This window comes from Bartonella sp. AP331QHHD, from assembly GCF_042195905.1.
GTDB lineage: Bacteria > Pseudomonadota > Alphaproteobacteria > Rhizobiales > Rhizobiaceae > Bartonella.
Map to the genome: position 1 here is coordinate 1 of NZ_JBHIPG010000052.1, position 24,452 is coordinate 24,452.

Below are 24,452 nucleotides of genomic sequence, written 5' to 3' on the forward strand. Positions count from 1 at the left end.
TATGAACTGGACGCACAATCATTTGATCGGCTAAAGATTGAGAAGAGGTTGAAACAGCAGTTTGTTGTTTTTCATCAGAAAGAGGATGAAAACTTCCTGAACCTAAGACTTCAATAACGGGACTTCCAAGAGAGGAAACAGTTGGAGATACAAAAGCTGGAGATCTTTGACTCAAGTTTTGGCGGTTTTTTCTTCGACGTGGCAATTTAATAATACGCGCTTGTGGTGCTGCAATAGTTGAAAGAGAAGAAGCTGATTGATTTTGATTTAAATGCCGCATAGATCTGCTTCTACTACGTGGTAAACTGTTGAGAAATGAAACATTATCAATAAATACTGCAGATAAATACCAAACTTTTTCGCCCCCACCCTCATCAATTCTCTGTTTTAAACCATACGTATAGGTTCCGCCATCAATAGTTTTAACATTTGCACCAGAAAAGCTTCTCAGGGTAAAATGTGCTCCTCCACTTTGATCAAAAATTAAATCAAGTCCTGCTGAAGAAGGATCAACAATTTCAATACCAGAATCTACGACACTTATTGTATGAAAACCACTCCCATTCTCAATAAAGAGGTAATCACCTTTTCCTTCTGCAAGGCTAACATTAAGGTCAAAATGTAGACTCCCTGCTAGATTATCAATATAAAGCTGAGAGTAATATAAATCATCTTCAGAAGAAGTAAAAATGACTTTTCCTACACCGCTTAACTGCTGAATGCGTGTACTTTTATCGTCAAACCCACGAGCAACGGAGTATAATTGAGCGTCTTCTCCGTTTAATTCAATGTTTTCTACTATAGTTTGTTGACCATTATCTCCAGCATCAAGATGGAGCCCACCAAAATCCTGAACTTTTATTTCTCCTCCTAATATTGCACCAGGAGAAATCCATGAATTAGCATTACCTTCAATCGTTAGATTCTTTACAATTCCACCTGCATAGACTTCTTGAACACCACCAGTGCGTAAAATGACTGTATTTGCTTCACCTCCTGCTAAAACACGCTGCACACCCTCTGAAAAGATTTCAGCATTTACAGCTAAACCGCCAGCTTTTTCTGCAAAGTTATCATCATTAGGAAACCATTTAGCAAGAGTTTGTATTCCTCCACTCATCACTTTTGTTCCCACAGCCATCCCATCATCATATACATTCTGCTGTCCTGGCGTATCACCTTGACCATACAGTATCGTGTTATAAGCGCTGCTCCCCACAATTCCACCATTTACATAACCATCTCCGAAAACAAGCTGCTCCCCACCATAAATTTCAGCTCTCAATGCGGTTCCTCCTCCCTCCACTCTTTGTTTTCCATCCTCGTAAATAATCGTAAATTCTGAAATCCCTTGTTCCCCTACAATCTCAACACCACCATTTTCAATGGTTGTATTTTTACTGAAACCACCAGCTTCAACATAAAGTCTTCCTGATCCCTGAATTGTATTATTAATAGACTTCTTAAGAACACCTTGCTCTCCATCATCAGAGACATAAACTACGTTATCATCACCGAGCAAAGAGCTTTGTAGAATTCCTCCTCCTTCCCCAATGCTGTAATGAATTACATCAGAGATACTAAAATCTTTTGCCGATGTCATATTTTCTTCTTTTTCAGGAAGCTTATCTATAGGCGACTCCACATGAGGTGAAGGAATTACAGGAGCAGAAGTTATTTGTGATGTAGCCAAAGACCAAGTCTTTCCCCCATTATCATCTTTTGTCTTTAAGCCATACATGTAGGCTCCACCATCAATCGTACTCGTCTCTTCACCAGAAAAATCTGTCAGAGTAAAATGCGCATTTCCGCTTTGAACATGAATTAAATCAAGCTCCAAAACTAAATTCTGATCTTGTAGAGGAGAATTGGTAATTTCAACACCAGAATCGATAACGCTTATGGTGTGATTACCTGATCCTTTTTTGATCAGAAGATAATCACCGCGCTGTTCTGCAAAATTAGTATGCAACCTAAAATGTAAACTCCCTGAAAGATCATTGATCTCAAGTTTAGAGTAATGTGGATCAAACACGGTAGAAGTAAAAATAACACGACCATTCCCACTCAGATTCTCAATCAAAGAACTTTCACCATCTATATTAGAGGCAATCGCGTACAATTTTGTATCTCTGCCATTTAAGACAATTTTTTCTACTTCAGTACGAGATTGCTCTGCACCAGCATAAAGATAAATCCGTCCAGAATCATTAACCGTTGTCTTTCCTTCCAATGTTGCGCCACCATGTAACCACGATTGTGCTTGATCCTTAACGGTTAAATCTTTTACATAACCTCCTAAATCTATTGCCTGAAAAGCAGTCCCTTCTAAAAGAACGCCAATCGCGATTCCTCCCGCTAAAACATGTTGCTGTCCACCAGAAAAGACCTTCGTATCAAAGGCAAAACTGCTATAATGGTCTAAATCTTCTTCCACATAAAGATTTTGTACCCCTCCTTCCATGATCTTTGAGCTAAAAACCTCTCCATCATCATACACATTCTGATATCCTCGCACTCCATTCTCACCAGAAACGATAGTGTCATGAGCGCTACTCCTTACCATCTCCCCTTTGATATCAGACTTTCCTGAAACAAACTGCTCACCACCGTAAATTTTAGCCCCTTCAACTTTTCCCCCATCTTTAACCTTTTGTTTTCCCTCTCTCTTAACTGTACTATCCTGTGAAAGACCCTGTGTTCTAACAAGCTCAGTGCCGCCTCTTTGAATTGTTGTATACAAGCTAAAACCACCGTGATAAACGGAGATCTTTCCACCGTCTTTAACTGTATTACTAATCGAAGTTTCTCCAGTGCTTTCAACTTTCTCAACGTTACTATCAAAGCTAGGATCAGCAATCGTAACAATCATCCCCTTTTCAATTGTGCGTTCTGTGAGATCCTTCGATAATGAAGCTATAGCAAATGGTTGCAAGCTAAAATCAGAAAATAAAGAGGTATTTGTCTCATCAAGAGCATAATTCGCATCTAAATACCAAATTTTACCAGCCCCCTTATTGTTTCTATGTTTCAAACTATACCGATAGGTTCCGGCATCAATAGCTTTGATTTTTTCACCAAAAGTGTTTGCCAGAATAAAATGAGCATTTCCGCTGCGATCAGAAATTAATTTAAGCTTTTTGTGGGAAGGGATTGTAATTTCACGCCCAGAATCAGCCACACTTATTGTGTGATAACCTGAACCACTTTCTTTAATGACAAGATAATCACTAAGATGCTTGGCAAAGTTGACATTAAAATCAAAATGTAAAGAACCTGAAAGATCATCAATATTAAGCTTAGAGTAATGCTTATTAGTCCCTAAGTACGTAAAAATAACTCTGCCACTTCCAGTTAAATTCTGGATATTAACGTGAGGTTTTTTGCTGTTATCTTCAGGAGCAATAATGTATAGTTTGCTATCTTCTCCATTTAAATTAAGATTTTCTACTTCCGTAACAGCTTCACCATTTCCAGCATAGAGATAGAGGTTGCCAAAATCATTAACATTTGTATCCTTATCTAATATCGCACCGGCAAAAACCCATGATTGTGCTTGATGATTAATGGTTAGATTATCCACGTATCCAGAATCATATATCTTCTGAGTAGCTCTATCGTATAAAGTAACTTCGCTCGCATTCCCTCCTGCAAAGATATTCTGCATACCATTTTTAAAAAGTTCGGTACTCAGTGCAAAAGCCCCCTCATTAATTGTAAAATCTTCATCTTTTATATCGGCTGTATCAGCATCTTCTGAGAAACCGTTATGAAAATTCTCTTTACCATCAAGATTCTGGACACCACCTTTCATAATCTTTGTGTCAACAGCCATCCCCCCACTATAGACACTTTGTATTCCTAGCATTCCATCTGCAGCATGAATTTCAGTGCCATAAGCACTACTTTCCTTATCTTTACGCGACAAACCATCCCCAAGAAACCCCTTACCAAAAATAATCTGCTCACCGCCATGGATTTGAGCCCCTTCTGCATTTGCACCACTCTCAACAATTTGTTTCCCCCCTTTTTTAACAGCGGCATATTCCGAACTGCTCAAGTTTTGGACAAACTCAATCCCACCATGCTCAATTGTCGTATCCCTGCTAACACTTGCTGCATCAATGTAGAGTTTTCCCCCTTCTCTAACCGTATTATTAATGGAATAAGCTGCATCTTTATAGTTAAAGCTATTTATTTCAGAACCTTCAGAGTCACGGTTAGTAATATAGATCGTAGCACCATCGCTTATTATTGAATTTGTGAGTACTTCAAAGAATAGCTTTTCTAATCTCTTCCTTTCCTCTTCTGAAAGATCACTTCCTTCTACTGTCTGTTTATTCTCTATCTTTTTTGATCCCCCCTTTTTTTCTTTTAGTCCCCTCACTTCCGATAACAACTTTCTTGTCTCTTCTAGGTGTTCACTGATACTTACTGGTGTTAATAACTTTTCTCTTGGTGTAGCTACTCCATATGCACTCGCAATCTTGACAAAAAAACCACTGGCCATTACCGCACAAAAACTTAATTTCAATTTGCGTTGCATTATTTACACTCCATAATTTTAAATTTAAATTCTCCCATTTAGAAAAAAGTGCATAGATCAAAACAACACAACGTAATTGCTCAACCTCATGTCTTTTAAGATAGCAAAGCATTCGATGGATTAAGCTCTGACAGATCAAATATACACCATGTGTTTTAAAATGCATGCACAACTAAAAGATTTAATTTGTTTTAGATACACTTTAAAAGTGTTATAATTGCATCCATGAAAAATATTTTTAATATTTTGAGACACTAAACACTGATCTACGAATAAGATTGATCCCTTAATAGATAAAAATGGCATTAAACTTTAAAGGACACAGCAATGTGAATGAGAGCTGCGTTTATAGCCACCTATTGCCATCTTCTACAGCATTTAAAGCAGTGTCTTTATCTTATTCAATATGGATAATATATAGAGCACTTATTCATACTCATCAGCCCATAATCATTGTTCTAATATATAACGAAGTGTCATAATATTGACTCGACACTGATTTGAAATTTCTATAGTTATAGTCAGTTAACTCGTCATTTGATTTGTCATATACTGAAAGGGACATTCTATTCATGTCTATAAACTCAGAAATGAAAGCTACAAGCAACAGAAACTCCCCTCGTCGGATTTTATTTGCAAGCCTTATTGGCCCAACAATTGAATTCTTTGATTTTTATGTCTTTGGCACTGCCGCAGCTCTTATATTTCCTCATGTGTTTTTTCCAACACAAAATGATCAAATTGCCATTTTACAATCTTTCCTAATATTTGGAGCAGCCTTTTTTGCCCGCCCTTTTGGATCAGTTGTTTTTGGACATTTTGGAGATAAAATTGGAAGAAAAGCAACACTTATCGCTTCTCTTCTCACAATGGGTCTTTCAACAGTCATTATTGGTTTTCTTCCTACTTATGAAATAGCTGGGTGGTTTGCCCCTTTCCTCTTAACCTTGTGCCGTATTGGACAGGGAATTGGATTAGGAGGAGAATGGGGAGGAGCTGTTTTGCTCGCAACAGAAAATGCCCCTCCAGAAAAGCGCGGCTGGTATGCAATGTTCCCCCAATTAGGCGTTTCAATAGGTTTGTTTTTATCTATTGCTGTTTATTTGGGTCTGCTGCATTTCCTTGATCGTGAAGAACTTTTAGCCTGGGGATGGCGTATTCCTTTTATTGCTTCAGTTGTTTTTATGATTATAGGATTATGGGTCCGTCTTTCAATCAATGAAACTGTTCAATTCAAAAAAACTCTTGAAAGTAAAAAACATGTCAAAGTTCCTATCATAGATGTCTTTTTAAAATGTCCACGAATCCTATTTCTTGGAATATTTTCTGGTATGGCAACTTTTGTTTTGTTTTACTTGGTTACTACATATTTGTTAAGCTATTCAACAAACCATTTGCAATTGCCATTTCATCAAGCTCTTCAAATCGAAATTGTCGGTGCTATTTTTTGTGGGATTTTTACTGTCATCACGGGAAGACTCGCTGACCGTATTAGACGTAGAACTTTGATGATTTGGATTACAATCATCACCGGTATTTATTCTTTCGCAATTCCTTATTTCTTAAATTCTGGAGTTATAGGAGTCCTTGCAATGTCTGTTATCGGTTTGTCTCTCATGGGAATGATATACAGTCCTCTTGGTGCTGTTTTGGCTTCACCATACCCAACAGCAATTCGATATACCGGTTCTTCTATTACTTTCAATTTATCTGCTATTGTAGGAGCATCTCTCGCGCCTTATATTGCAGAATATCTGGTGCAACATTTCGATACATCTTATATCGGTTATTATTTGCTTCTTGCTTCTTTTATTTCACTGATTTGCTTCGTCGGATTTACAGATGATGAAATATCCAACTAAAATATAATAACGAAGAATAAAATAAGGACTGGCGGCAAAAATGCTGCCAGTTTCGTTTTTAAAGATAGGGGTTGAGGTATTTTCCACCACAATATTCCTGCAAACAAGGCACTCAAAAAGAAAAATAAAAAATCTGCAATATTGCTTATATAAGAAACAGCAAACATTTCTGATAAGATATGCGTTGTCCCCAACCATGAAACGCAAAAGAAGGCCAACATCACAGCCCATAAAACAAGCAAAATTCGATCAATGATCATCATTATGGCGTTTCGTTTTTTTAATTATAGTCCATATATTTAACATGCCTAAAAGAAAAATCACAATAAAAACCCAACGCCCTCCCCCTGAGCCTTCCGTAATAAAAAGTGCAGGATTTACTATTCCCAGTAATCCTATAAAAATCAGAACAATAGATACAAGACGCATTAAATCTGTTTTTCCCAGCGACGATCTTCAGTCTGTTGCCAATACGTTAAATTATGATTTTCCATTTTATATTTTTTCCACTGTGCACGAACGAGATTCAACTGCTCTTCACTTCTACCATCAAATATCACGACAAGCCGTTGATAAGCATCAATATCCGAACAAACAGCTCCCTCTATGAGAAAACGAATCTTTGAATCATTCGGATTTTCTTGTCCTGTCGTAAGAAATACAGGCTGAAAGTTTGGATATTGATCACACTCCGTTCCATGTCCAATAAATGATTCATCAGTATAAACCCATAAATGTATATCTATAGAATCGCGTTGTTCTTTACTCACACACTGTATTGTTACTTTACCAAAACGAGCCAATGCACGCTCCACAAGCGTCGGCAAAATATCCTTCAGCGTTGACTGCGTCAAATGATAGAATAAAATATCCAATCTCTTAAGCTTTCATCATTCTTTATAAAAAAGCTAACATCTTTTTAAAAAAACTTCTATATCCCTAATACAAAGGAAACGGTTCAAGATATAAACCCTCTTTTTTGATTGAGATGCATTATCTTTTTGCACGTGTCTTTAAAAGACAAAAATTTTTATCTTCAACGTTAATAAAAAAGTTTTTTAAGTTATTTTCTAGATTCTTTGTAGACTATAGTTGAAAATAAAATATAATGTACGGAAAATTTAAAGAGGACCTCATAGGCAATTTTATATTATTTATTTGGTAAAAATATCCAATTCATGAAAGGATATTTTTACAAACTTTATTACATTTTAACCGAAAGCAGTAAGAATATTTGCTATCGAATTAAAAACTGAGGATTTTCCCCAATTTATGCGTATTATTGAGTTCTACATCCTGAAACGTGTCCTTGTTTTGTTTAGTTCTGTCATGATTGCAGCAGTGGGCGTTAGTTGGACTATACAAATTCTTGCACGGATAAACTTTCTCACAACAAGTAAACAAACACTCCTCACAGTCTTACAATTTTCACTCTCATTGGTTCCTTCTGTTATTTTTGTTGTCATTCCGTTTGCATTAGTTATCGCAATTACAACCATCCTCTCAGCAATGCATCAAGACTCAGAACTTGCTGTCATCAATGCCTCTGGTTTTCCTAAAAGTACTGTTTGGAAACCTATCCTTCTTCTTGCTATTGTTGCATCCTGTATCTCCTTTTCTATAGCTAATTTTGTTGTTCCTCAAGCGCGTCTTCATATGCGACAAATGCTAGCAAGCGCTCATTTTGATCTTATTAATCTATTCATTAGTGAAGGGAGCTTCCAAAAACTCGCCAATAACCTTTACATAGAAATTGGCGAACGAAATCCAAATGGAACACTTGAACGCCTTTTCATTGCCGACCAGCGTGATCCTAAGACTGATCTTTTTTATTATGCAACAGACGCATCCATTGTGAGCAATAAAAACGGCAGTTTTCTGGTTCTCAATAACGGTGAAATAGAAAGAGTCAATCATCAAAATAACAGTGTTTCAATCGTGCAATTTAGCTCATATACTTTTAGCCTAGGAGAGTTTATCCCCAGTGATAAAACACCTACTCTTTATCCAAAAGATCGGTCTCTTTCTTATTTACAAAACCCTGACCCAAAAGATCCCTACTATCAACGAAAACCACTCCAATATAAAGCTGAATTTCACCGCAGATTAACACAATGGCTCTACCCTATTGTTTTTTCACTTATTGCATTAGCAGCCGCAGGGGATGTACGCTCCCATCGACAAGCTCGTCATTCCGCAAATCTCTCGGCAATTGCCCTCTCTTTTCTGGTGTATTGGATAGGATATTTTTTCGCAGAAAAAGCAAAAAGCGATCTTGCATACGTTCCTCTCCTTTATATTATACCTATAGGAACAAGTGCATTTGTCTTTTTTATGCTTTTAACGAATCATAAAATTGGGCTTCCCACAAAAGTTAATGAGATACTTCAAATCGCTTTTCAAAAAATAATGAACAAATTTGAACAGCGAAAATCTCAAGATTCCTCGGATAAAATATCATGATTGGGTGGACACTTGGACGATATTTTTTTATACGTTATCTTAAAATAACTTGTTATTTCTGGGGAAGCATTTTTGTTCTTGCTCTTTTAATCGATTTCACAGAGAATTCCGGTAGGCTATCTTCCCTTCCGCATTATACAGCAAAAGATGCATTTTTCCTCTCTGCTTTACGCATCCCTTTTATCATGCAACAACTTATCCCTTTCATTGCACTCTTTTCTGCAATGGCAACGCTTATCTCGCTCAACAAAAAACTTGAACTTGTGGTGACTCGTTCAATCGGTATTTCTGCATGGCAATTTCTTATGCCAGCTTGTTTTGGAGCTTTTCTTTTAGGATTATTTTCAATTCTTCTCATTAATCCACTTGCTGCATGGGGATTTTCTCAAGCAGAAAAAAAGATGACTGAATGGCGCAATCACAATGTACTAACACCTCTTCACAATACAAGTATCCACTGGTTAACACAACGTACAAATTTAGGCAGAACAACCATTGGTGCTAAATCTATCACCGATCAAGGACTTTCTCTTCTCGATGCAACCTTTGTACAATACAATGACAATGCAACCGTTAAAAATTGGATTAACGTCCCAAAAGCAACCTTGACTAATGGATTTTGGCTATTAACAAATGGAACAATCTATAAAATAGGGCATCCTCCTGAAAAATTTACCGTGTTGCAAATAAAAACCAATCTAAAACCTGAATTTTTAACGGAACGTTTAGTGAATCCCGCAACTATTCCATTTTACCAATTGCCAAAAAAAATTATGATTGCACGTTCATTTGGCTATTCTGCTCATAATTTTGATATGTATTTCCAATCTTTGATTGCATTACCGGCATTGCTTGTGGCAATGACCCTCATTGCAGCAACTGTATCTTTAAATTTTACACGTTTTGGGCAATCTAGAATGTTGATTCTTGGTGGCGTAATAGCTGGGTTTATGCTTTATGTTATTTCCGTACTTGTTCAAGCTTTCGGTAATGCTGGATATATTCCACCAATTATTGCAGCTTGGACACCCGTTGTTATTGCGTTATTCTTAGGAATCTCTTTTTTACTTCATAAAGAGGATGGCTAAGTGAAAGCATTAACACTTAAAAAAACTATTTTAACAAAATTAAGTGCTCTCGCTTTTAAAAGTGTTGTGGGGGTTATTTTAGGAGGTGCTTTATCTTATTGTGCGCACGCTCAAAGCCTTCAATCTCCTTCTCAAAGTCGCATTCAAAATCCGGAACCTCCTCTTTTGCTCTCTGCGGATGAACTCATCTACAATCGTGATGAAAACACTGTTTCTGCACACGGTAATGTCCAAATCGAATATGATGGCAATAAAGTTGTCGCTCAAAAAATTATTTACAATCAAAAAACAGGACGGCTTATAGCACAAGGGAACGTTGAAATTACTCAAAAGGATGGTAATAAAATTTATTCCAACCAAATTGATATGACCAAAGATCTTGGCGAGGGTTTTGTAAACGCCTTACGTATTGATACAGCCAACAATGTTCACTTTTCAGCCCAAAATGCTACACGCAAACACAATCACATAACAGTCTTTGAAAATGCAACCTATACAGCCTGTGAACCTTGCTCTTATAAACCAGATCGAGACGTCCTATGGAAAATTAAAGCAAGAAAGATCATATGGAATAATAGCGTCAAAAAAATTCGGTTTGAAAATAGCAGTTTTGAAGTTTTTGGTGTACCGATTATAAAATTTCCAAATTTTGAGATCTATGATCCAACTGTCAGGCGTGCTAGCGGTCTGCTTACTCCTCATTTTTTTTATACTGATTATCTCGGTATGGGGATAAAGAATTCTTATTTCTGGAATCTCGCCCCCCATTATGATTTTACCCTTTCTTCTACGGTTTATACCCAACAAGGGCTTTTAACCGAAGGGGAATGGCGTCAGCGTTTAAAAACGGGCCGTTATAACATTCGCTTTGCTCATATATATCAAATGAAACCGCATAGATTTGATAATGATACGATTGATGCCCAACATAAAAACCGTTATATGCTGGCGACAAAGGGGGATTTTCGTATTAACTCACACTGGACTTATGGATGGGATATTCTTGCACAATCGGATCGGCATTTTAGTCGTGCCTATAAACTTGAAAACTATAACAATCCTACACAACTTTCTCAGATCTATTTGAATGGTCTTGCAGGAAAAAATTATTTTGATATGCGTTTTTATCATTTTAAAGTTCAAGATTCAATACTGAATGATCCTCATTATGAACGTCACTCTCGACAAGCGTGGGTCTTACCACGCATCGATTATTTTTTCACACCAGATGAACCCATTTATAATGGAGAGCTTACCTTCCATAGTAATATGCAATCAGTTTATCGTCGCCATGCTGACTTCAGTTCACCCGACCAGAACGGAAACCCTCTCAACACAGTAAAACTTTCTGGTATGGCTGGAAATAGTTTGCGTTTAACAAACGAGCTTCAGTGGAAAAAGCGCTTCAACACGCACAACGGACTCATCTTAACCCCTCTTCTCTCTCTACGAGCTGATATCATTACAACCAATGCAAGCGAAAATCACACAGATTCTATAGAAAACAATGCCTTATCCGCAATTCATGGTTCAGCAATTCGTGGCATGGCAACAGCAGGGTTGGAACTACGTTATCCCTTCCTCATTACAGCTGATCATTCTACACATATTATAGAACCAACTGCACAAATTTTTATACGCAATAATGAACAATCTATTGGACAAATTCCTAATGAAGATGCTCAAAGCTTTGTCTTTGATGCAACCACTCTCTTTCAACGAGACAAATTTTCTGGTTATGATCGTGTAGAAGGTGGTACAAGAGCCAATATAGGTATAAGATATTCTGGAAGCCTTAATGATAATTGGTCTCTTTATGGTCTCATTGGACAATCCTTCCATCTAGCAGGAAAGAATTCTTTTGCAGAAAAGGACTTTATCAATGTCGGTACTCATTCTAGCTTAGAGGCAAAACGTTCAGACTATGTTGCAATGTTTGGTACAACCCATAAAAGTGGTTTTTCCTTAGAAACGCGTGGACGCTTTGACAAAAAAACAGGAAAAATCCGCCGTAGTGAAATCGAAGCATCACAAAAATGGCAAAATTTTTGGGCGGCTCTACAATATGCCTATATCGCAAAGCAACCAGATTATGAATATTCTCAAGAGCGCCAAGAAATTTCTTTTCAAACAGGACTTAAATTAGCAGATTATTGGTCCATTAATAGCAACGCCGGTTATGATTTAGTATCTGGTACATTTATAAAGCGAGGAATTAGCTTGAGTTATATGGATGAATGTTTCGGGTTAACATTCGGTTATCAACAGGTAACGAATCCAGGCAGGAAAGCACCCTTGCAAAACTTTAATTTCTCTCTTTCATTGCGTACGATTGCAGATATCGGAAAAAAGATAGATTAATTTATAAAGGGAATGTATCAGTCATTTAACTTATCATTGTTTTTATGAAAGAAAGCGTGTATTTTAAGTTGTTGATGAGAATTAATAAACAATGCGAAAGCCTATTTACATGAATAAATTGAAAAAGCGTTTTCTTGCTTTATTTTACATTGCATCTTTGAGCGTAAGTAGCCTGCTAATAAATGGATTTTTGATTCCGACAGTCTTTGCGCAGACTTCTATTGTTGTTACAGTTAATGGCAACCCCATCACAAATTATGATATACAACGACGCCTTGCTTTTCTCAGGCTACAACAAAAGCAAGGCAATTTGGTGGCACAGGCTAAAAAAGAGCTTATTGATGAAAAGCTAAAAAATATTGAAATAAAACGTCGTAATATTGAAGTAAGCAATGATGAAGTTGATAGAGCTTTTGAGAATTTTGCGACACAAAATAATATGACGATTGATCAGCTCAACCAGATTCTGATCCAAACTGAGATCACAGTGCAACACTTTAAAGATTACATCCGTGGACAAATAGGATGGGGGCGTCTTGTTAGCGCACGCTATCAAGCTGAAACAGGTATGATTAGCGAACAAGAAGCTGTACGCAGAATATTAAAAAATGGTGGTGTAAAACCTTCAACCAACGAATATACATTACAGCGAATTGTTTTTGTCATTCCTGCACATCGTCGTTCAGAGATCTTTGAAAGACGTCAAAGAGAAGCAAGTAATTTTCGCGCACATTTCCGTGGATGTGCCAATGCTCACAATCAAGCAAGAGGTATTTTAGACGTTACTATCCGCCACTTAGGAAAGTTTCTGGAGCCACAACTTCCTAATGCATGGGAACAAGCTATTCTTGAAACGCCTGCTGGAAAAATGACAAAATTACAAGAAACATCTGATGGAATCGAAGCAATTGCTGTCTGCAAAATAAAAAGAGTTTCTGATGATTATGTCGCTCGACTGATATTTTCTCTTCAAGATAGTAAAAAAAGAAGCCCGCAAAAACTTGAAGAATTAAGCGACAAATATTTAGAAGAACTGCGCCGAGTGGCACGCATTCAAAATTCATAATGGCTGCTCTTATTGTTAGCGGTGGTGATCCTGCCGGAATTGGTCCTGAAATAGTACTAAAAGCGTGGAATTTGCGTGTTACGCGCCAAATTCCACCTTTTGTACTTCTTGCTGATCCAGATGTTATTCGTTCGCGCGCTCGTTTTTTACAGATTGATGTTGAGGTGCAATCTGTTTTAATCAATAATCCTGCAAAAAATTTTCAAAGCGCTCTTCCTATCATACCGTTAAAAAACAAACAAAGTGATCAATTAGGTATACCTTCATCGAAAAATACAGCTGGAATTATTGAAGCAATTAAACGCTGTGTTCAATTGATTCAAAATGGCCATGCATGTGCACTTATCACTTGTCCTATTGCAAAAAAGAGTCTTTATGATGCCGGTTTTCAATTTCCAGGTCATACAGAATTTTTAGCCGATTTAGCCCATAAAGCTTTTCATAAATGTTATCATCCAGTTATGATGTTAGCAGGACCTCGATTAAAAACAGTACCAATAACTGTTCATATTCCATTTAAAAATGTTCCTTCACAGCTTACCCGTGATTTAATTATTCAAACGGTACTTATTACTGAATATGACTTAAAAACAAGGTTTAAAATAACATCACCCCGACTAGCTGTTGCTGGTCTTAATCCTCATGCTGGAGAAGGAGGTGCGATGGGAAAAGAAGATATTGAAGTTATCACTCCTGTTATTGAATATCTTAAAAAGAAAGGACTCAATATTGCAGGCCCGCTGCCTGCCGACACAATGTTCCATGAATGCGCAAGAAAAGCATATGACGTTGCCATTTGTATGTATCATGATCAAGCCCTTATCCCTGTTAAGACATTAGACTTTGATAGCACTGTTAATGTCACGTTAGGTCTACCTTTTATTCGCACGTCTCCAGATCACGGAACTGCTTTTGACATTGCTGATAAAGGGATAGCCTCTCCCGAAAGCTTTATTGCTGCTCTTAAACTTGCAAATCAACTTGCAAAAAATAGTTTAAACCCATGCCAATAGATAATCTCCCTCCTCTGCGTGAGGTCATTGATATATATGGATTACAAGCGCATAAATCTTTGGGGCAGAATTTTCTTTTTGATCTTAATTTAACATCTAAAATTGCTCATCAAGCAGGCAATATAGAAGGAAAACCTGTTCTTGAAATTGGTCCAGGTCCTGGAGGTCTCACACGTGCCTTGCTAGCAAAGGGTGCCATTGTAACAGCAATAGAACGCGATGAGCGCTGCATACCGGCTCTCTTAGAAATAGAAAAACACTATCCTAAAAAATTAAAAGTTATTTGTAATGATGCACTGAAGCAAGATTTCTCAAAACTCTTTGAAACAAGCCCTGTAAAACCGCGCATTATTGCAAATCTTCCCTATAATATTGGGACACAACTCTTATTAAATTGGCTTTTGACTGAACCATGGCCTCCTTTTTATGAATCAATGACATTGATGTTTCAACGTGAAGTTGCCAAACGGATTACAGCTAAACCTCAATCTACTCATTATGGACGTCTTAGTGTCTTAACTGGCTGGCGTACAACTGCTAAAATTGCTTTTGATGTCCCCCCTCAAGCCTTCATACCAATACCTAAAGTAACGTCTTCCGTTGTTCATATTATTCCGCGAACACAACCTCTTGCCTGCTCTGCACAAAAACTAAGCCTCGTCACAAAAACCGCCTTTGGGCAAAGACGAAAAATGCTTCGTCAAAATCTCAAAACACTTGGAGGTGAAGAGCTATTAGAAAAAGCTGGAATTGATGGAATGCGCCGTGCTGAAACGCTCTCGGTTTCTGAATTTGTAACTTTAGCGCATCTAGTGCTCTAAAACATGCACTTTGTGTTATAAAACCTTTTTTAATCACAATATTTATCGATTTTTTCAGCAATAAGCCCATCAACAAAAGAACCAAGATAAGAACAACGCTCACGTTTTACGGTTTCAGCTAAATAAATTGATTTAATAAAAGATAAAGACTGATCTAAATCTTCGTTAATCACAACATAATCATAAGAAAGCCAATGCTTTAACTCCGTTCGTGCATTTTCCAATCGCAAATTGATAATATCTTGACTATCTTCTGCTCGACGATGTAAACGCGAAACAAGCTCTTTCATTGATGGTGGAAGAATAAAAACAGATACAGTGTCTCCTAGCATCTTTTTTTGCAGCTGCTCGGTACCTTGATAATCAATATCAAATAACATATCTTGGCCAGCATTCAATGCGCTTTCAACAGTTTCACGTAAAGTGCCATAATAATTTCCGTGAACTTCTGCCCACTCAATAAATTCATCCCTATCACGCTTATATTCAAACTCTTCTTTTGAAATAAAGTAATAATGCAGCCCATCTACTTCACTAGGACGCCTTTTCCTTGTAGTCATACTTACGGAAAGCTCTAATTGTCCCTCTTTTAGAAGTAATCGAGAAATTGTTGATTTACCAGCACCTGAAGGTGAAGAGAGAATAAATAAAAAACCGCGGCGTTGATTCATTTTTATAGTACTCAATTTACTTTCAAAGACTGTCATTACATCACTCTACTTTGTTCATAAATGTTTCTCCAAAGTTTGAATTATACATTATCTCAACCTTTCCCCTAATCAATGTGTTTTCTTAGCAATTCTCAATGTTATTCTGCTCTTTTTTGAGATAAGGTATTAGCAGTGTATTCACTTCTTTCTTAAATATTTTTATCCATACGCTAATCCCACTTGTGACAGACAAGGAAATAATTTTTTATCATTCTCATAAAAAGTTTAAATAGAAAAATTTTACTATATTTGAGATTTTCATTTACGATGCAAAAAGAGGTGTTATCACTATAAATTCAATGTTTTGCCTTTAATTCTCGCCACTTGCGAACATTCATATTATGTTCTTCTAAAGTTCGAGAAAAAACATGCCCTCCTGAACCATCAGCAACAAAATAAAGTGCATCACTGCTTGGTGGATGTGCCACCGCTTTTAAAGAATCTCGACCTGGATTTGCAATAGCCGTTGGGGGCAAACCATTAATTTTATAAGTATTATATGGTGTTTCCTTCTCAAGATCTGAACGATAAATTGCACGACCGGATGGTTTTCCTTTTCCTCCGAAGAGACCATAAATTACTGTTGGATCCGATTGAAGACGCATATGCTTTGTAAGGCGGTTATAAAATACCGCAGCAACCATTGGTCTTTCTGCTGCAATTCCCGTTTCTTTCTCAACAATTGAGGCTAATATAACAAATTCATCAATTGATTTAATAGGTAAATTAGGTGAACGCGTAGCCCATATAGCATGAATTAATTTTGTCTGTCCTTCACGCAACCTGTTTACAATCTCTTTACGCGTTGTTCCCCGAATAAAACGAACAGTATCCGTCATTAAATAACCTTCTGGAGGCAAAATTTTTGGAAGGTCTCCAATCAAAATTTCATTCGCAGCTAATCGATCGAAAACTTGCTGAACCGTTAAACCTTCAGGTACTGTAAATGTATACTCTATAGATTTTCCTTTCACAAGAATATCCATAATATCCTGCATCGAAGCATGAGCTGGAATTAAATATTCACCAGCCTTCAGATGCGTTGTTTTTTGGTGATAACCAACCCCATAAACAAAAATATCTGATGATCGAATGAAACCACGTTTTTCTAGCAATGAAGCAATTTCACGAATTCCGGTACCAGGATGGATAAGAACAATTTGTTCTTCCTCAATTTTACCCTTTTCTTCAAAAATACTTTTTCCAATATAAAGAGGAATACTTATGGCAAAAAGAATAATCACAATCAGCATAAGAAAAAAATGACCGAGAATGACAAACGGATTACGGACGATAGATGATTTCTTTCGTTTTTTATGTATTAACATGTCATAACTATCTGCTAAATGATTCGAAGAGGAATCACTTACGTCCTTTAATGATTTTCCATTTTTCACATCGGACATAACCCCTCAATAGCGATTAAGGATAATATTATAATTTCTTATTCACCTTATAATAAAGTAGAAAACTCAAAAGCAAAAATTAAATAAAAATACTTATTATCCCCTAAAACGTCGCATCACCAACGATGCATTTGTCCCACCAAATCCAAAAGAATTAGAAAGAATCGTATCAATCTTTCGTTCACGCGGTTTGTGTGGTACAAGATCGATTTTCGTTTCAATCGATGGATTGTCAAGATTAAGTGTCGCTGGGGCTATATTATCCCGTATAGCTAAAATAGAAAAAATAGCCTCAGCAGCACCGGCTGCACCAAGTAAATGCCCGATAGATGATTTCGTTGATGACATAGAAACTTGTGGTGCATAACTCCCTAAAACACGCTCAACAGCCGCTAGCTCTATGGAATCAGCCATCGTAGATGTACCATGAGCATTAATATAATCAAGTTCACTTACATTCACTTGTGCACGCTTAAGAGCAGCTATCATACTACGCTGAGCCCCTTCACCACTTTCTGAAGGCGCTGTAATGTGGTAAGCGTCACCAGATAAACCATAGCCAATAACCTCAGCATAAATACGCGCCCCTCGTTTTTTGGCATGTTCCAGCTCTTCTAAAACAACAACAGCTGCTCCTTCCCCCATCACAAAACCATCACGATCAGTATCATAAGGACGTGACGCCCGTTCAGGATCATCATTGCGACAAGTGGAAAGAGCTCTACAAGCTGCAAAACCTGCAAGAGATATCCGATTTATTGGAGATTCGGTTCCCCCTGCCACCATGACATCTGCATCACCAAACATAATCAAACGTGCCGCATCACCAATCGCATGCGCCCCTGTTGAACAAGCCGTTACAACAGAATGATTAGGCCCCCGTAAACCATATTGAATAGACACATAACCAGAAGCAAGATTAATCAAACGACCTGGAATAAAAAAAGGAGAAACACGACGTGGACCCTTATCACGAAGCGTATAACCAGCTTCAACAATACCCTCAACTCCCCCAATTCCCGAGCCAATTAACACGCCTGTACAAATCTGATCTTCATCACTCTTAGGAAACCATTCGGCATCTGCAAGCGCTTGGTTAGCAGCTGCCATTGCATAAACAATAAATGCATCAACTTTACGTTGCTCTTTAGGTTCCATATACAAATCAGCATTATAAGTCCCCTCTGTTCCATCCCCTAAGGGGATACGCGCAGCAATCTGGCATGGCAAATCTGACACATCAAACTCAGTGATACGTCGGACACCACTTCTTCCTTCAAGAAGTCGTTTCCAACTATATTCAGTATTACCAGCTAATGGAGATACCAACCCTAAACCAGTAACAACAACACGTCTCATAACTTCTAACCTTGAACTAAACTTCACCTCTCAAAGCTCTCTTTTCAAAAGAGCTCCGAAGAATATAGGCAAAAGCAATTTATGCCTTTGCCCTTTAGTAATCACGCAGAAGCTTTATCAATGAACTTGACTGCATCGCCAACTGTAAAAATCGTTTCAGCAGCTTCATCTGGAATTTCTACCCCAAACTCTTCTTCAAAAGCCATAACGAGTTCAACCGTATCAAGGCTATCAGCCCCTAGATCATCGATAAAGCTTGCATTTTCTACAACTTTATCAGCATTAACCCCAAGATGTTCCACGATAATTTTCTTAACGCGCTCTACTGTATCACTCATGTTGAAATCCTCGAATTTATATTTCCTATAATTTGGTTAACTATATCGGTTCATCTAATCAAGCAATAGATGCATTACTTTAAAAGATTTTAGTAATGATTTAAAACATCCTGTGGATATCCCCTACAAAATGAACCAATCTGACATTCCGACATCAATTGATCAACGACCATATTAAAGAAATAGATGCATCTATCCATTTCAATCGTTACTATCTAAAATAATACAACTCATAAATCAATGTGGAATAAAATAAATACTCAAATCATTGCCATTCCACCATTGATATGGAGTGTTTGACCTGTCGTATAGGCTGCTTCATCGCTTGCTAAATAAACAGCAGTAGCGGCTATTTCTTGCCCACTTCCCATACGTTTCATCGGAATCGCAGCCATAATGGCTTCTTTTTGCTTTTCATTAAGCTTGTCTGTCATTGCGGATTTAATAAATCCTGGAGCAATACAATTGACAGTGATGTTTCGCGAAGCAATTTCTTGTGCCAATGCTTTAGAAAAACCTATCAAGCCTGCTTTTGCAGCACAATAATTCGTTTGTCCAGGGTTTCCCACAACACCAACAACAGATGTAATGTTAATAACCCTTCCATAACGGCGGCGCATCATAGAATGTATTAATTCACGCGTCAAAAGAGAAGCAGCTGTTAGGTTAACTTCTAAAACATCATCCCAGTCTTTATCTTGCATACGCACAAAAAGACCATCCCTAGTGATTCCCGCATTGTTAACCAAAATATCGACGCCATCCATTTTTCTCTCTGCAACTTCAGCCAATTGTTTCACCGATTGGCGTTCAGAAAGATTAGCGGGAAATACAAAAACATTCTGCCCTAATTCTGCCGCCACTTCTCTGAGCTTTTCTTCACGTGTTCCATGAAGTCCAACAATAGCTCCTTGTGCATGAAAGCAGCGTGCAATTGCCTCACCAATTTCTCCCGAAGCCCCCGTTACAAGAGCTTTACGCCCTGTTAATCTAAACATTTTTTAACTCCTTATAGATTAAACGCCAAGCATGCCTAGCGCTGATTCTATTTCATCAACTGTTCCAATTGTTACCCCCTTTATATCTTTGTTAATACGACGCGTTAAACCTGTTAATACTTTTCCAGAACCAACTTCAAAAAGCGTATCAACCCCATTCGCAGCGATCCATTCTATTGTTTCACGCCATCGCACCCTCCCAGTCACTTGTTGGACAAGAAGAGTAGTAATACGCTCTGGATTGCTCTCAGGTGCAACAGAAACATTGGCAATCAAAGGAACAATAGGGGACATTTTGTTAACAGTCAAAAGTGCTTTCTTCATGGCATCAGCAGCAGGTTGCATTAAAGATGAATGAAAAGGTGCAGAAACAGGAAGAAGAAGTGCACGTTTTGCACCTTTTGTTGATGCAATCTCTACCGCTGCCTCAACTGCTTTTGCTTTACCGGAAATAACAATTTGCCCACCACCATTATCATTAGCAATCTGACATAGTCCTTCTCCAGAAACAGTTTCACAAATTTCTTCCACAATGTGCTCTTCTAAACCAATTAATGCAGCCATAGAACCTTCACCAACCGCGACAGCAGCCTGCATAGCATTGCCACGAATACGCAAAAGTCTTGCCGTATCTGTGAGAGTAAATGTACCAGCAGCACAAAGAGCCGAATATTCGCCTAAAGAATGACCAGCAACAAACCTTACCTTTTCTTCTATACGAAGCCCTAATTGTTTCATCACACGAATGACAGCCATAGATACAGCCATTAATGCCGGTTGTGCATTTGCTGTTAACGTTAAAACATCTGCTGGTCCTTCAAAAATGATCTTTGATAATTTCTCACCCAAAGCATCATCAACTTCCTCGAAAACCATCCGTGCGACAATAAATTGCTCTGCAAGCGCTTTCCCCATACCAACAAGTTGACTCCCCTGCCCTGGAAAAATAAAAGCTGCACCCATTTATCAACTCCTAAAACTGTACAATTAAATTATTTTCTTTTGACCTTATTCATCCGCACAAATCAATATAAAGCCCTTTATTTAAAACGAATACCACACCTAAAATTATATTTTAAGGGCGGAATTTGATATAAAAACTTAGGAAAATAGGGTGCTATAAACTGAATAACACCCAAACTTATGAGACTTCCTAAAAGTGCACCTGCTAAAATATCAAAGGGATAATGTACACCCACAAAGATGCGCGCCCAACAGATCAAACACAAAAATACGGTGGCAAATTTAAAAGTAACTTTGTATCGGTAAAAATAAAAGTTAGCTGCATAAGATGCAATGGTCAAGGCATGATTACTAGGAAAAGAAGCTGTTGCACGATGTTGAATAAGCGGTGTCGTCAGCCCTACCACGAATGGGCGAGGATGAAAATAAAAAAGAGAAATGAGATAACCTATGAAAAGAGATGCACAAATACTCATGCAAATGCTTAGCACAACACACCGTTCCCTCTCCCCACCACAAAACCACAACGCACAAAGATGGAGAGGAATAATATAAATTAAAAACTTTGCACAAAAAATACTAAACAAAACTACAATCGACCAAGCTTGATGATTGCCGACAAACATTTCAAAGAGTGTAACATCAATCTGGTTTAAAAAGTCCATTTTTCCCTCCTTTGCCTTTATATTACAGTATTATCTTTTTGTAGAAGAAGGAAATATATCAAGATTTAACAAATCAATTTTTTTGTGTGCATAAACTTGCTATTTTAAAAGATAACCTGTAGATATGAAATATTCGTTGCCGGCACTTTAGCTGGAGGTTGAACGGAGGGCTGTAAAATATCAGTAGGAAATACAATGTTTCCGGCCTCCCGTATCTCCGCTCTGAGATGTCTCGAATTGTAAACGCGTCCTTTCTTCTTTGGATTTCCAAAAAAGACAAGTCGCAGAGGCTTTGCGCTAAAACCGGTGAAATTTAATTGAAGAAAGGCAAAACAATGGCTCTTTATGAACATATGTTCCTTGCCCGACAAGACATTGCACCGCAGCAAGTTGATGAACTTTTGAGTCTCTACAAAGGTGTCATTGAAGCGCATGGTGGAAAAGTTGGGCGTATAGAAAATTGGGGACTTCGTCCTCTTGCTTACCGTATTCGTAAAAACCGTAAAGCTTATTATGTCTTAGTCAATATTGATGCACCAGCTTCAGCAATTGCTGAAGTGGAGCGTCAGATGCGCATCAATGAGGATATTTTGCGTTATATGACCATTCGCGTAGAAAAACACGAAAAAGAAAAATCTGCTATGCTCTCACACCTTGATCGCAATAGTCACATTGGACATGATGAAGAGCGTCCTCGTTTTCCACGTCGTCAACGTGAAAATACTATAGAAGGGGTAGAATAATGACTGATACTAATCAAAACTCTGCACGTCGCCCCTTTCATCGTCGTCGTAAAACATGTCCTTTTTCAGGGACCAATGCTCCCAAAATTGATTATAAAGACATCAAGTTGTTACAACGTTATATTTCCGAACGTGGGAAAATTGTTCCTTCACGGATTACTGCTGTTAGTCAGAAAAAACAGCGTGAATTAGCTAATGCTATCAAACGTGCTCGCTTTTTAGGCTTACTTCCGTACGTTATAAAGTAAGCAATCAATACGCTATGCAACTGGAGAGTTTCTCCAGTTGCATTTCTTATATGGTTAAAAAATAGCTTGTTGTATCCTATGTTAAGCTATTAAATGTCAAAGTTGGGGTATTGACACACCTCTAACTGCAGAAAGCAGGACAGCAATAAATGAAAAAAAATCGTACTTATGAGATATTAACCGGTATTTTGGCAGGATTATTTGCTGTTGTGATAGGACTGGCAATCATCAGTGTTGCAAATATCGCGCCCTTTTTTTCTCTTCTTCTTGGCTGCTTTCTTTCATTGCCAATTTTTATTGTTGCGTTCGGTCAAGGAACATTAGCCAGTCTCATCGCCCTCATAAGTGCCACTGTTGTTCTTATCATAACCACTAATACCTATATTGCTCTTGGCTTTATGTTCTTATTTTTCCTTCCTGCTGTCTATGCTTCTTGGCTTCTTGGGCTTGCACGACCAGCGCAAAAAGAAAACGAACTGATATGGTATCCATTATCATCGGTTATTTTTCATTTAACTAATTTTATCGCTCTTATAGCAACTTTCATTGGGCTCTATGTTCAAACACGTCCTTCCACACCCATCGTTGCAAAAAAAATCACCGAAAACATAGCACAAACTCTGCAACAAACACAGTCAATAAAAGAAGCCGATATACGCGCTTTTAGTGAGCTTTTAATGACGCATACAGCAACTTTTACTGCTTTTTCTTTGACTATTTATAGTTTGGTTTTTCTCATTGGTAACCTTTACTTTTCCATGATAGCAGCACAACATATGAAATGGCTGAAAAGACCCCGTGATGATTGGAGCGAAACTCTCCGCCTTCCCATTTCTGGAATTGTTATTTTCATTATTGTTTGCATAGCATCGATGGTTGAGCTGAGCGCTTCTCTTAACTTGAGTACCCGTGTCTTTAGTACTGCATACATTGTCATCATATTAATTAGCGGTCTAGCATATCTTCACAATATTACAAAAGGGGTAAACGGTCGGATTATTATACTTTCTCTTGTTTATATTGCTATTTTTACAGTCGTTTTTACTCCACCTATTGTTTTCATGATGCTTTTGATGGGAATTTGGGCTGCTATTCAATACAATTTTCAATCACGCCAAAAACTCCACTAAATTTATTTGTTCGAAAGGAAAAACTATGGATATTATTTTACTTGAGCGCATTCCTCGTCTTGGTCAGATGGGTGATATTGTCTCAGTTAAAGATGGTTATGCGCGTAATTTTCTCTTGCCTCAAGGTAAAGCTTTACGCGCAAATGAAGCTAATAAAAAACATTTTGAGGTACAACGTGCACAACTTGAAGCACGTAATCTTGAACGCAAAAGCGAAGCGCAAAAAATTGCTGAAAAACTTGATGGACAATCATTCATTGTTGTTCGTTCTGCTGGTGAAACAGGACAACTTTATGGTTCTGTGTCAACACGTGATATTGCTGAAATCATAACAGATGAAGGCTTTTCTATTGGAAGAAATCAAATCGAACTTAATCATCCAATAAAAATGATCGGTCTTCACACTATCACTCTTAGCTTACATCCAGAGGTTCAAATTTCTGTGATTATTAATGTTGCGCGTTCTACCAGTGAAGCACAACGCCAAGCAGAAGGTGAAACCCTCACTTCGGCTAAAGAAATATATAATATTCAAGAAGAATTATTAGAAGAAAGTCAGGAAGAATTATTGGCAGAAGAAATTAATGACAACGATATAAACAGTTCTCATCAAGAAGCTTAATTGCTATTTTTGCTTTCTGTTTTATATTTTTTATTCCATTTTAAATATCG

General features: G+C 37.6%; 22 protein-coding genes. 11 read left to right on the plus strand and 11 right to left on the minus strand.

Translation table 11 applies throughout. The features are described from left to right. On the minus strand, window positions 1-4,546 hold a 4,546-nt coding region (locus tag ACFIMS_RS05630), incomplete at its 3' end, for a pertactin-like passenger domain-containing protein (RefSeq protein WP_375696477.1). Between the two features lie 572 nt (window positions 4,547-5,118). Here ACFIMS_RS05630 and ACFIMS_RS05635 point away from each other — a divergent pair. Further along, on the plus strand, window positions 5,119-6,408 hold the full coding sequence (locus ACFIMS_RS05635) for an MFS transporter (RefSeq protein ID WP_375611247.1): 1,290 nt from the start codon (window positions 5,119-5,121) through the stop codon (window positions 6,406-6,408). Here ACFIMS_RS05635 and ACFIMS_RS05640 read toward each other — a convergent pair. The 3 genes from ACFIMS_RS05640 to ACFIMS_RS05650 are packed head-to-tail and all read right to left on the minus strand — an operon-like array spanning window position 6,405 to window position 7,283. After that, complete coding sequence (locus ACFIMS_RS05640) at window positions 6,405-6,668, minus strand: hypothetical protein (RefSeq protein WP_375629333.1); 264 nt, start codon at window positions 6,666-6,668, stop codon at window positions 6,405-6,407. The genes ACFIMS_RS05635 and ACFIMS_RS05640 overlap by 4 nt on opposite strands. Next, entirely contained in the window at window positions 6,658-6,837 is a 180-nt protein-coding gene (locus tag ACFIMS_RS05645) for a hypothetical protein (protein WP_375629223.1), read from the minus strand. The genes ACFIMS_RS05640 and ACFIMS_RS05645 overlap by 11 nt, the downstream gene beginning before the upstream one ends. After that, window positions 6,837-7,283, minus strand: coding sequence for a DNA polymerase III subunit chi (locus ACFIMS_RS05650; RefSeq protein WP_375629226.1), 447 nt, complete (start codon window positions 7,281-7,283; stop codon window positions 6,837-6,839). Before ACFIMS_RS05650 ends, ACFIMS_RS05645 begins: the two co-directional genes overlap by 1 nt. Before the next feature lie 397 nt (window positions 7,284-7,680). Between ACFIMS_RS05650 and lptF the strand changes: the two genes are divergently transcribed. The 6 genes from lptF to rsmA all read left to right on the plus strand — a co-directional run bounded on the left by lptF (window position 7,681) and on the right by rsmA (window position 15,220). Next, on the plus strand, window positions 7,681-8,871 hold the full coding sequence (lptF, locus tag ACFIMS_RS05655) for an LPS export ABC transporter permease LptF (RefSeq protein WP_375638101.1): 1,191 nt from the start codon (window positions 7,681-7,683) through the stop codon (window positions 8,869-8,871). After that, window positions 8,868-9,959 (plus strand): LPS export ABC transporter permease LptG, encoded by a 1,092-nt coding sequence (gene lptG, locus ACFIMS_RS05660; protein ID WP_375696478.1) that lies wholly within the window; start codon window positions 8,868-8,870, stop codon window positions 9,957-9,959. Before lptF ends, lptG begins: the two co-directional genes overlap by 4 nt. Further along, a complete protein-coding gene (locus ACFIMS_RS05665; protein WP_375629234.1) occupies window positions 9,960-12,320 on the plus strand; it encodes an LPS-assembly protein LptD in 2,361 nt (786 codons plus the stop codon). Window positions 12,321-12,429: 109 nt separating this feature from the next. Next, window positions 12,430-13,386 carry a SurA N-terminal domain-containing protein gene (locus ACFIMS_RS05670; RefSeq protein WP_375629237.1) on the plus strand — a complete coding sequence of 319 codons (957 nt, stop codon included), beginning with the start codon at window positions 12,430-12,432 and terminating at the stop codon, window positions 13,384-13,386. Then, window positions 13,386-14,399, plus strand: a complete 1,014-nt coding sequence (pdxA, locus tag ACFIMS_RS05675; protein ID WP_375681181.1) for a 4-hydroxythreonine-4-phosphate dehydrogenase PdxA — start codon at window positions 13,386-13,388, stop codon at window positions 14,397-14,399. The genes ACFIMS_RS05670 and pdxA overlap by 1 nt, the downstream gene beginning before the upstream one ends. Next, the gene (gene rsmA, locus ACFIMS_RS05680) at window positions 14,390-15,220 is read left to right on the plus strand and encodes a 16S rRNA (adenine(1518)-N(6)/adenine(1519)-N(6))-dimethyltransferase RsmA (RefSeq protein ID WP_375638098.1); all 831 of its coding nucleotides are present in this window, start codon (window positions 14,390-14,392) and stop codon (window positions 15,218-15,220) included. The genes pdxA and rsmA overlap by 10 nt, the downstream gene beginning before the upstream one ends. A gap of 29 nt (window positions 15,221-15,249) precedes the next feature. Here the strand turns inward: rsmA and gmk are convergent, their stop codons facing one another. The 7 genes from gmk to ACFIMS_RS05715 form a co-directional block, all read right to left on the minus strand. Continuing rightward, window positions 15,250-15,927, minus strand: coding sequence for a guanylate kinase (gene gmk, locus ACFIMS_RS05685; protein WP_375696479.1), 678 nt, complete (start codon window positions 15,925-15,927; stop codon window positions 15,250-15,252). Window positions 15,928-16,226: 299 nt separating this feature from the next. Beyond that, a complete protein-coding gene (gene mltG, locus ACFIMS_RS05690) occupies window positions 16,227-17,336 on the minus strand; it encodes an endolytic transglycosylase MltG (protein ID WP_375638096.1) in 1,110 nt (369 codons plus the stop codon). Between the two features lie 96 nt (window positions 17,337-17,432). Then, window positions 17,433-18,695 (minus strand): beta-ketoacyl-ACP synthase II, encoded by a 1,263-nt coding sequence (gene fabF / locus ACFIMS_RS05695; RefSeq protein WP_375622331.1) that lies wholly within the window; start codon window positions 18,693-18,695, stop codon window positions 17,433-17,435. Between the two features lie 101 nt (window positions 18,696-18,796). Further along, complete coding sequence (locus tag ACFIMS_RS05700; RefSeq protein ID WP_004860281.1) at window positions 18,797-19,033, minus strand: acyl carrier protein; 237 nt, start codon at window positions 19,031-19,033, stop codon at window positions 18,797-18,799. A 260-nt stretch (window positions 19,034-19,293) separates the two neighbouring features. After that, complete coding sequence (fabG, locus tag ACFIMS_RS05705; RefSeq protein ID WP_375638095.1) at window positions 19,294-20,031, minus strand: 3-oxoacyl-[acyl-carrier-protein] reductase; 738 nt, start codon at window positions 20,029-20,031, stop codon at window positions 19,294-19,296. Window positions 20,032-20,049: 18 nt separating this feature from the next. Further along, the gene (gene fabD, locus ACFIMS_RS05710) at window positions 20,050-20,994 is read right to left on the minus strand and encodes an ACP S-malonyltransferase (protein WP_375612933.1); all 945 of its coding nucleotides are present in this window, start codon (window positions 20,992-20,994) and stop codon (window positions 20,050-20,052) included. Window positions 20,995-21,071: 77 nt separating this feature from the next. Beyond that, window positions 21,072-21,659, minus strand: a complete 588-nt coding sequence (locus ACFIMS_RS05715; protein WP_375612934.1) for an undecaprenyl-diphosphatase — start codon at window positions 21,657-21,659, stop codon at window positions 21,072-21,074. Window positions 21,660-21,994: 335 nt separating this feature from the next. On the opposite strand from ACFIMS_RS05715, the gene rpsF reads away from it, so the two are divergent. The 4 genes from rpsF (at window position 21,995) to rplI (ending at window position 24,402) form a co-directional block, all read left to right on the plus strand. Then, complete coding sequence (gene rpsF, locus ACFIMS_RS05720) at window positions 21,995-22,402, plus strand: 30S ribosomal protein S6 (protein WP_375612935.1); 408 nt, start codon at window positions 21,995-21,997, stop codon at window positions 22,400-22,402. After that, window positions 22,402-22,650, plus strand: a complete 249-nt coding sequence (rpsR, locus tag ACFIMS_RS05725) for a 30S ribosomal protein S18 (RefSeq protein WP_012754957.1) — start codon at window positions 22,402-22,404, stop codon at window positions 22,648-22,650. Before rpsF ends, rpsR begins: the two co-directional genes overlap by 1 nt. A gap of 149 nt (window positions 22,651-22,799) precedes the next feature. Next, window positions 22,800-23,780, plus strand: coding sequence for a hypothetical protein (locus tag ACFIMS_RS05730; RefSeq protein WP_375696480.1), 981 nt, complete (start codon window positions 22,800-22,802; stop codon window positions 23,778-23,780). Window positions 23,781-23,805: 25 nt separating this feature from the next. Beyond that, window positions 23,806-24,402, plus strand: a complete 597-nt coding sequence (gene rplI / locus ACFIMS_RS05735) for a 50S ribosomal protein L9 (protein ID WP_273791080.1) — start codon at window positions 23,806-23,808, stop codon at window positions 24,400-24,402. Window positions 24,403-24,452 lie beyond the last annotated feature (50 nt).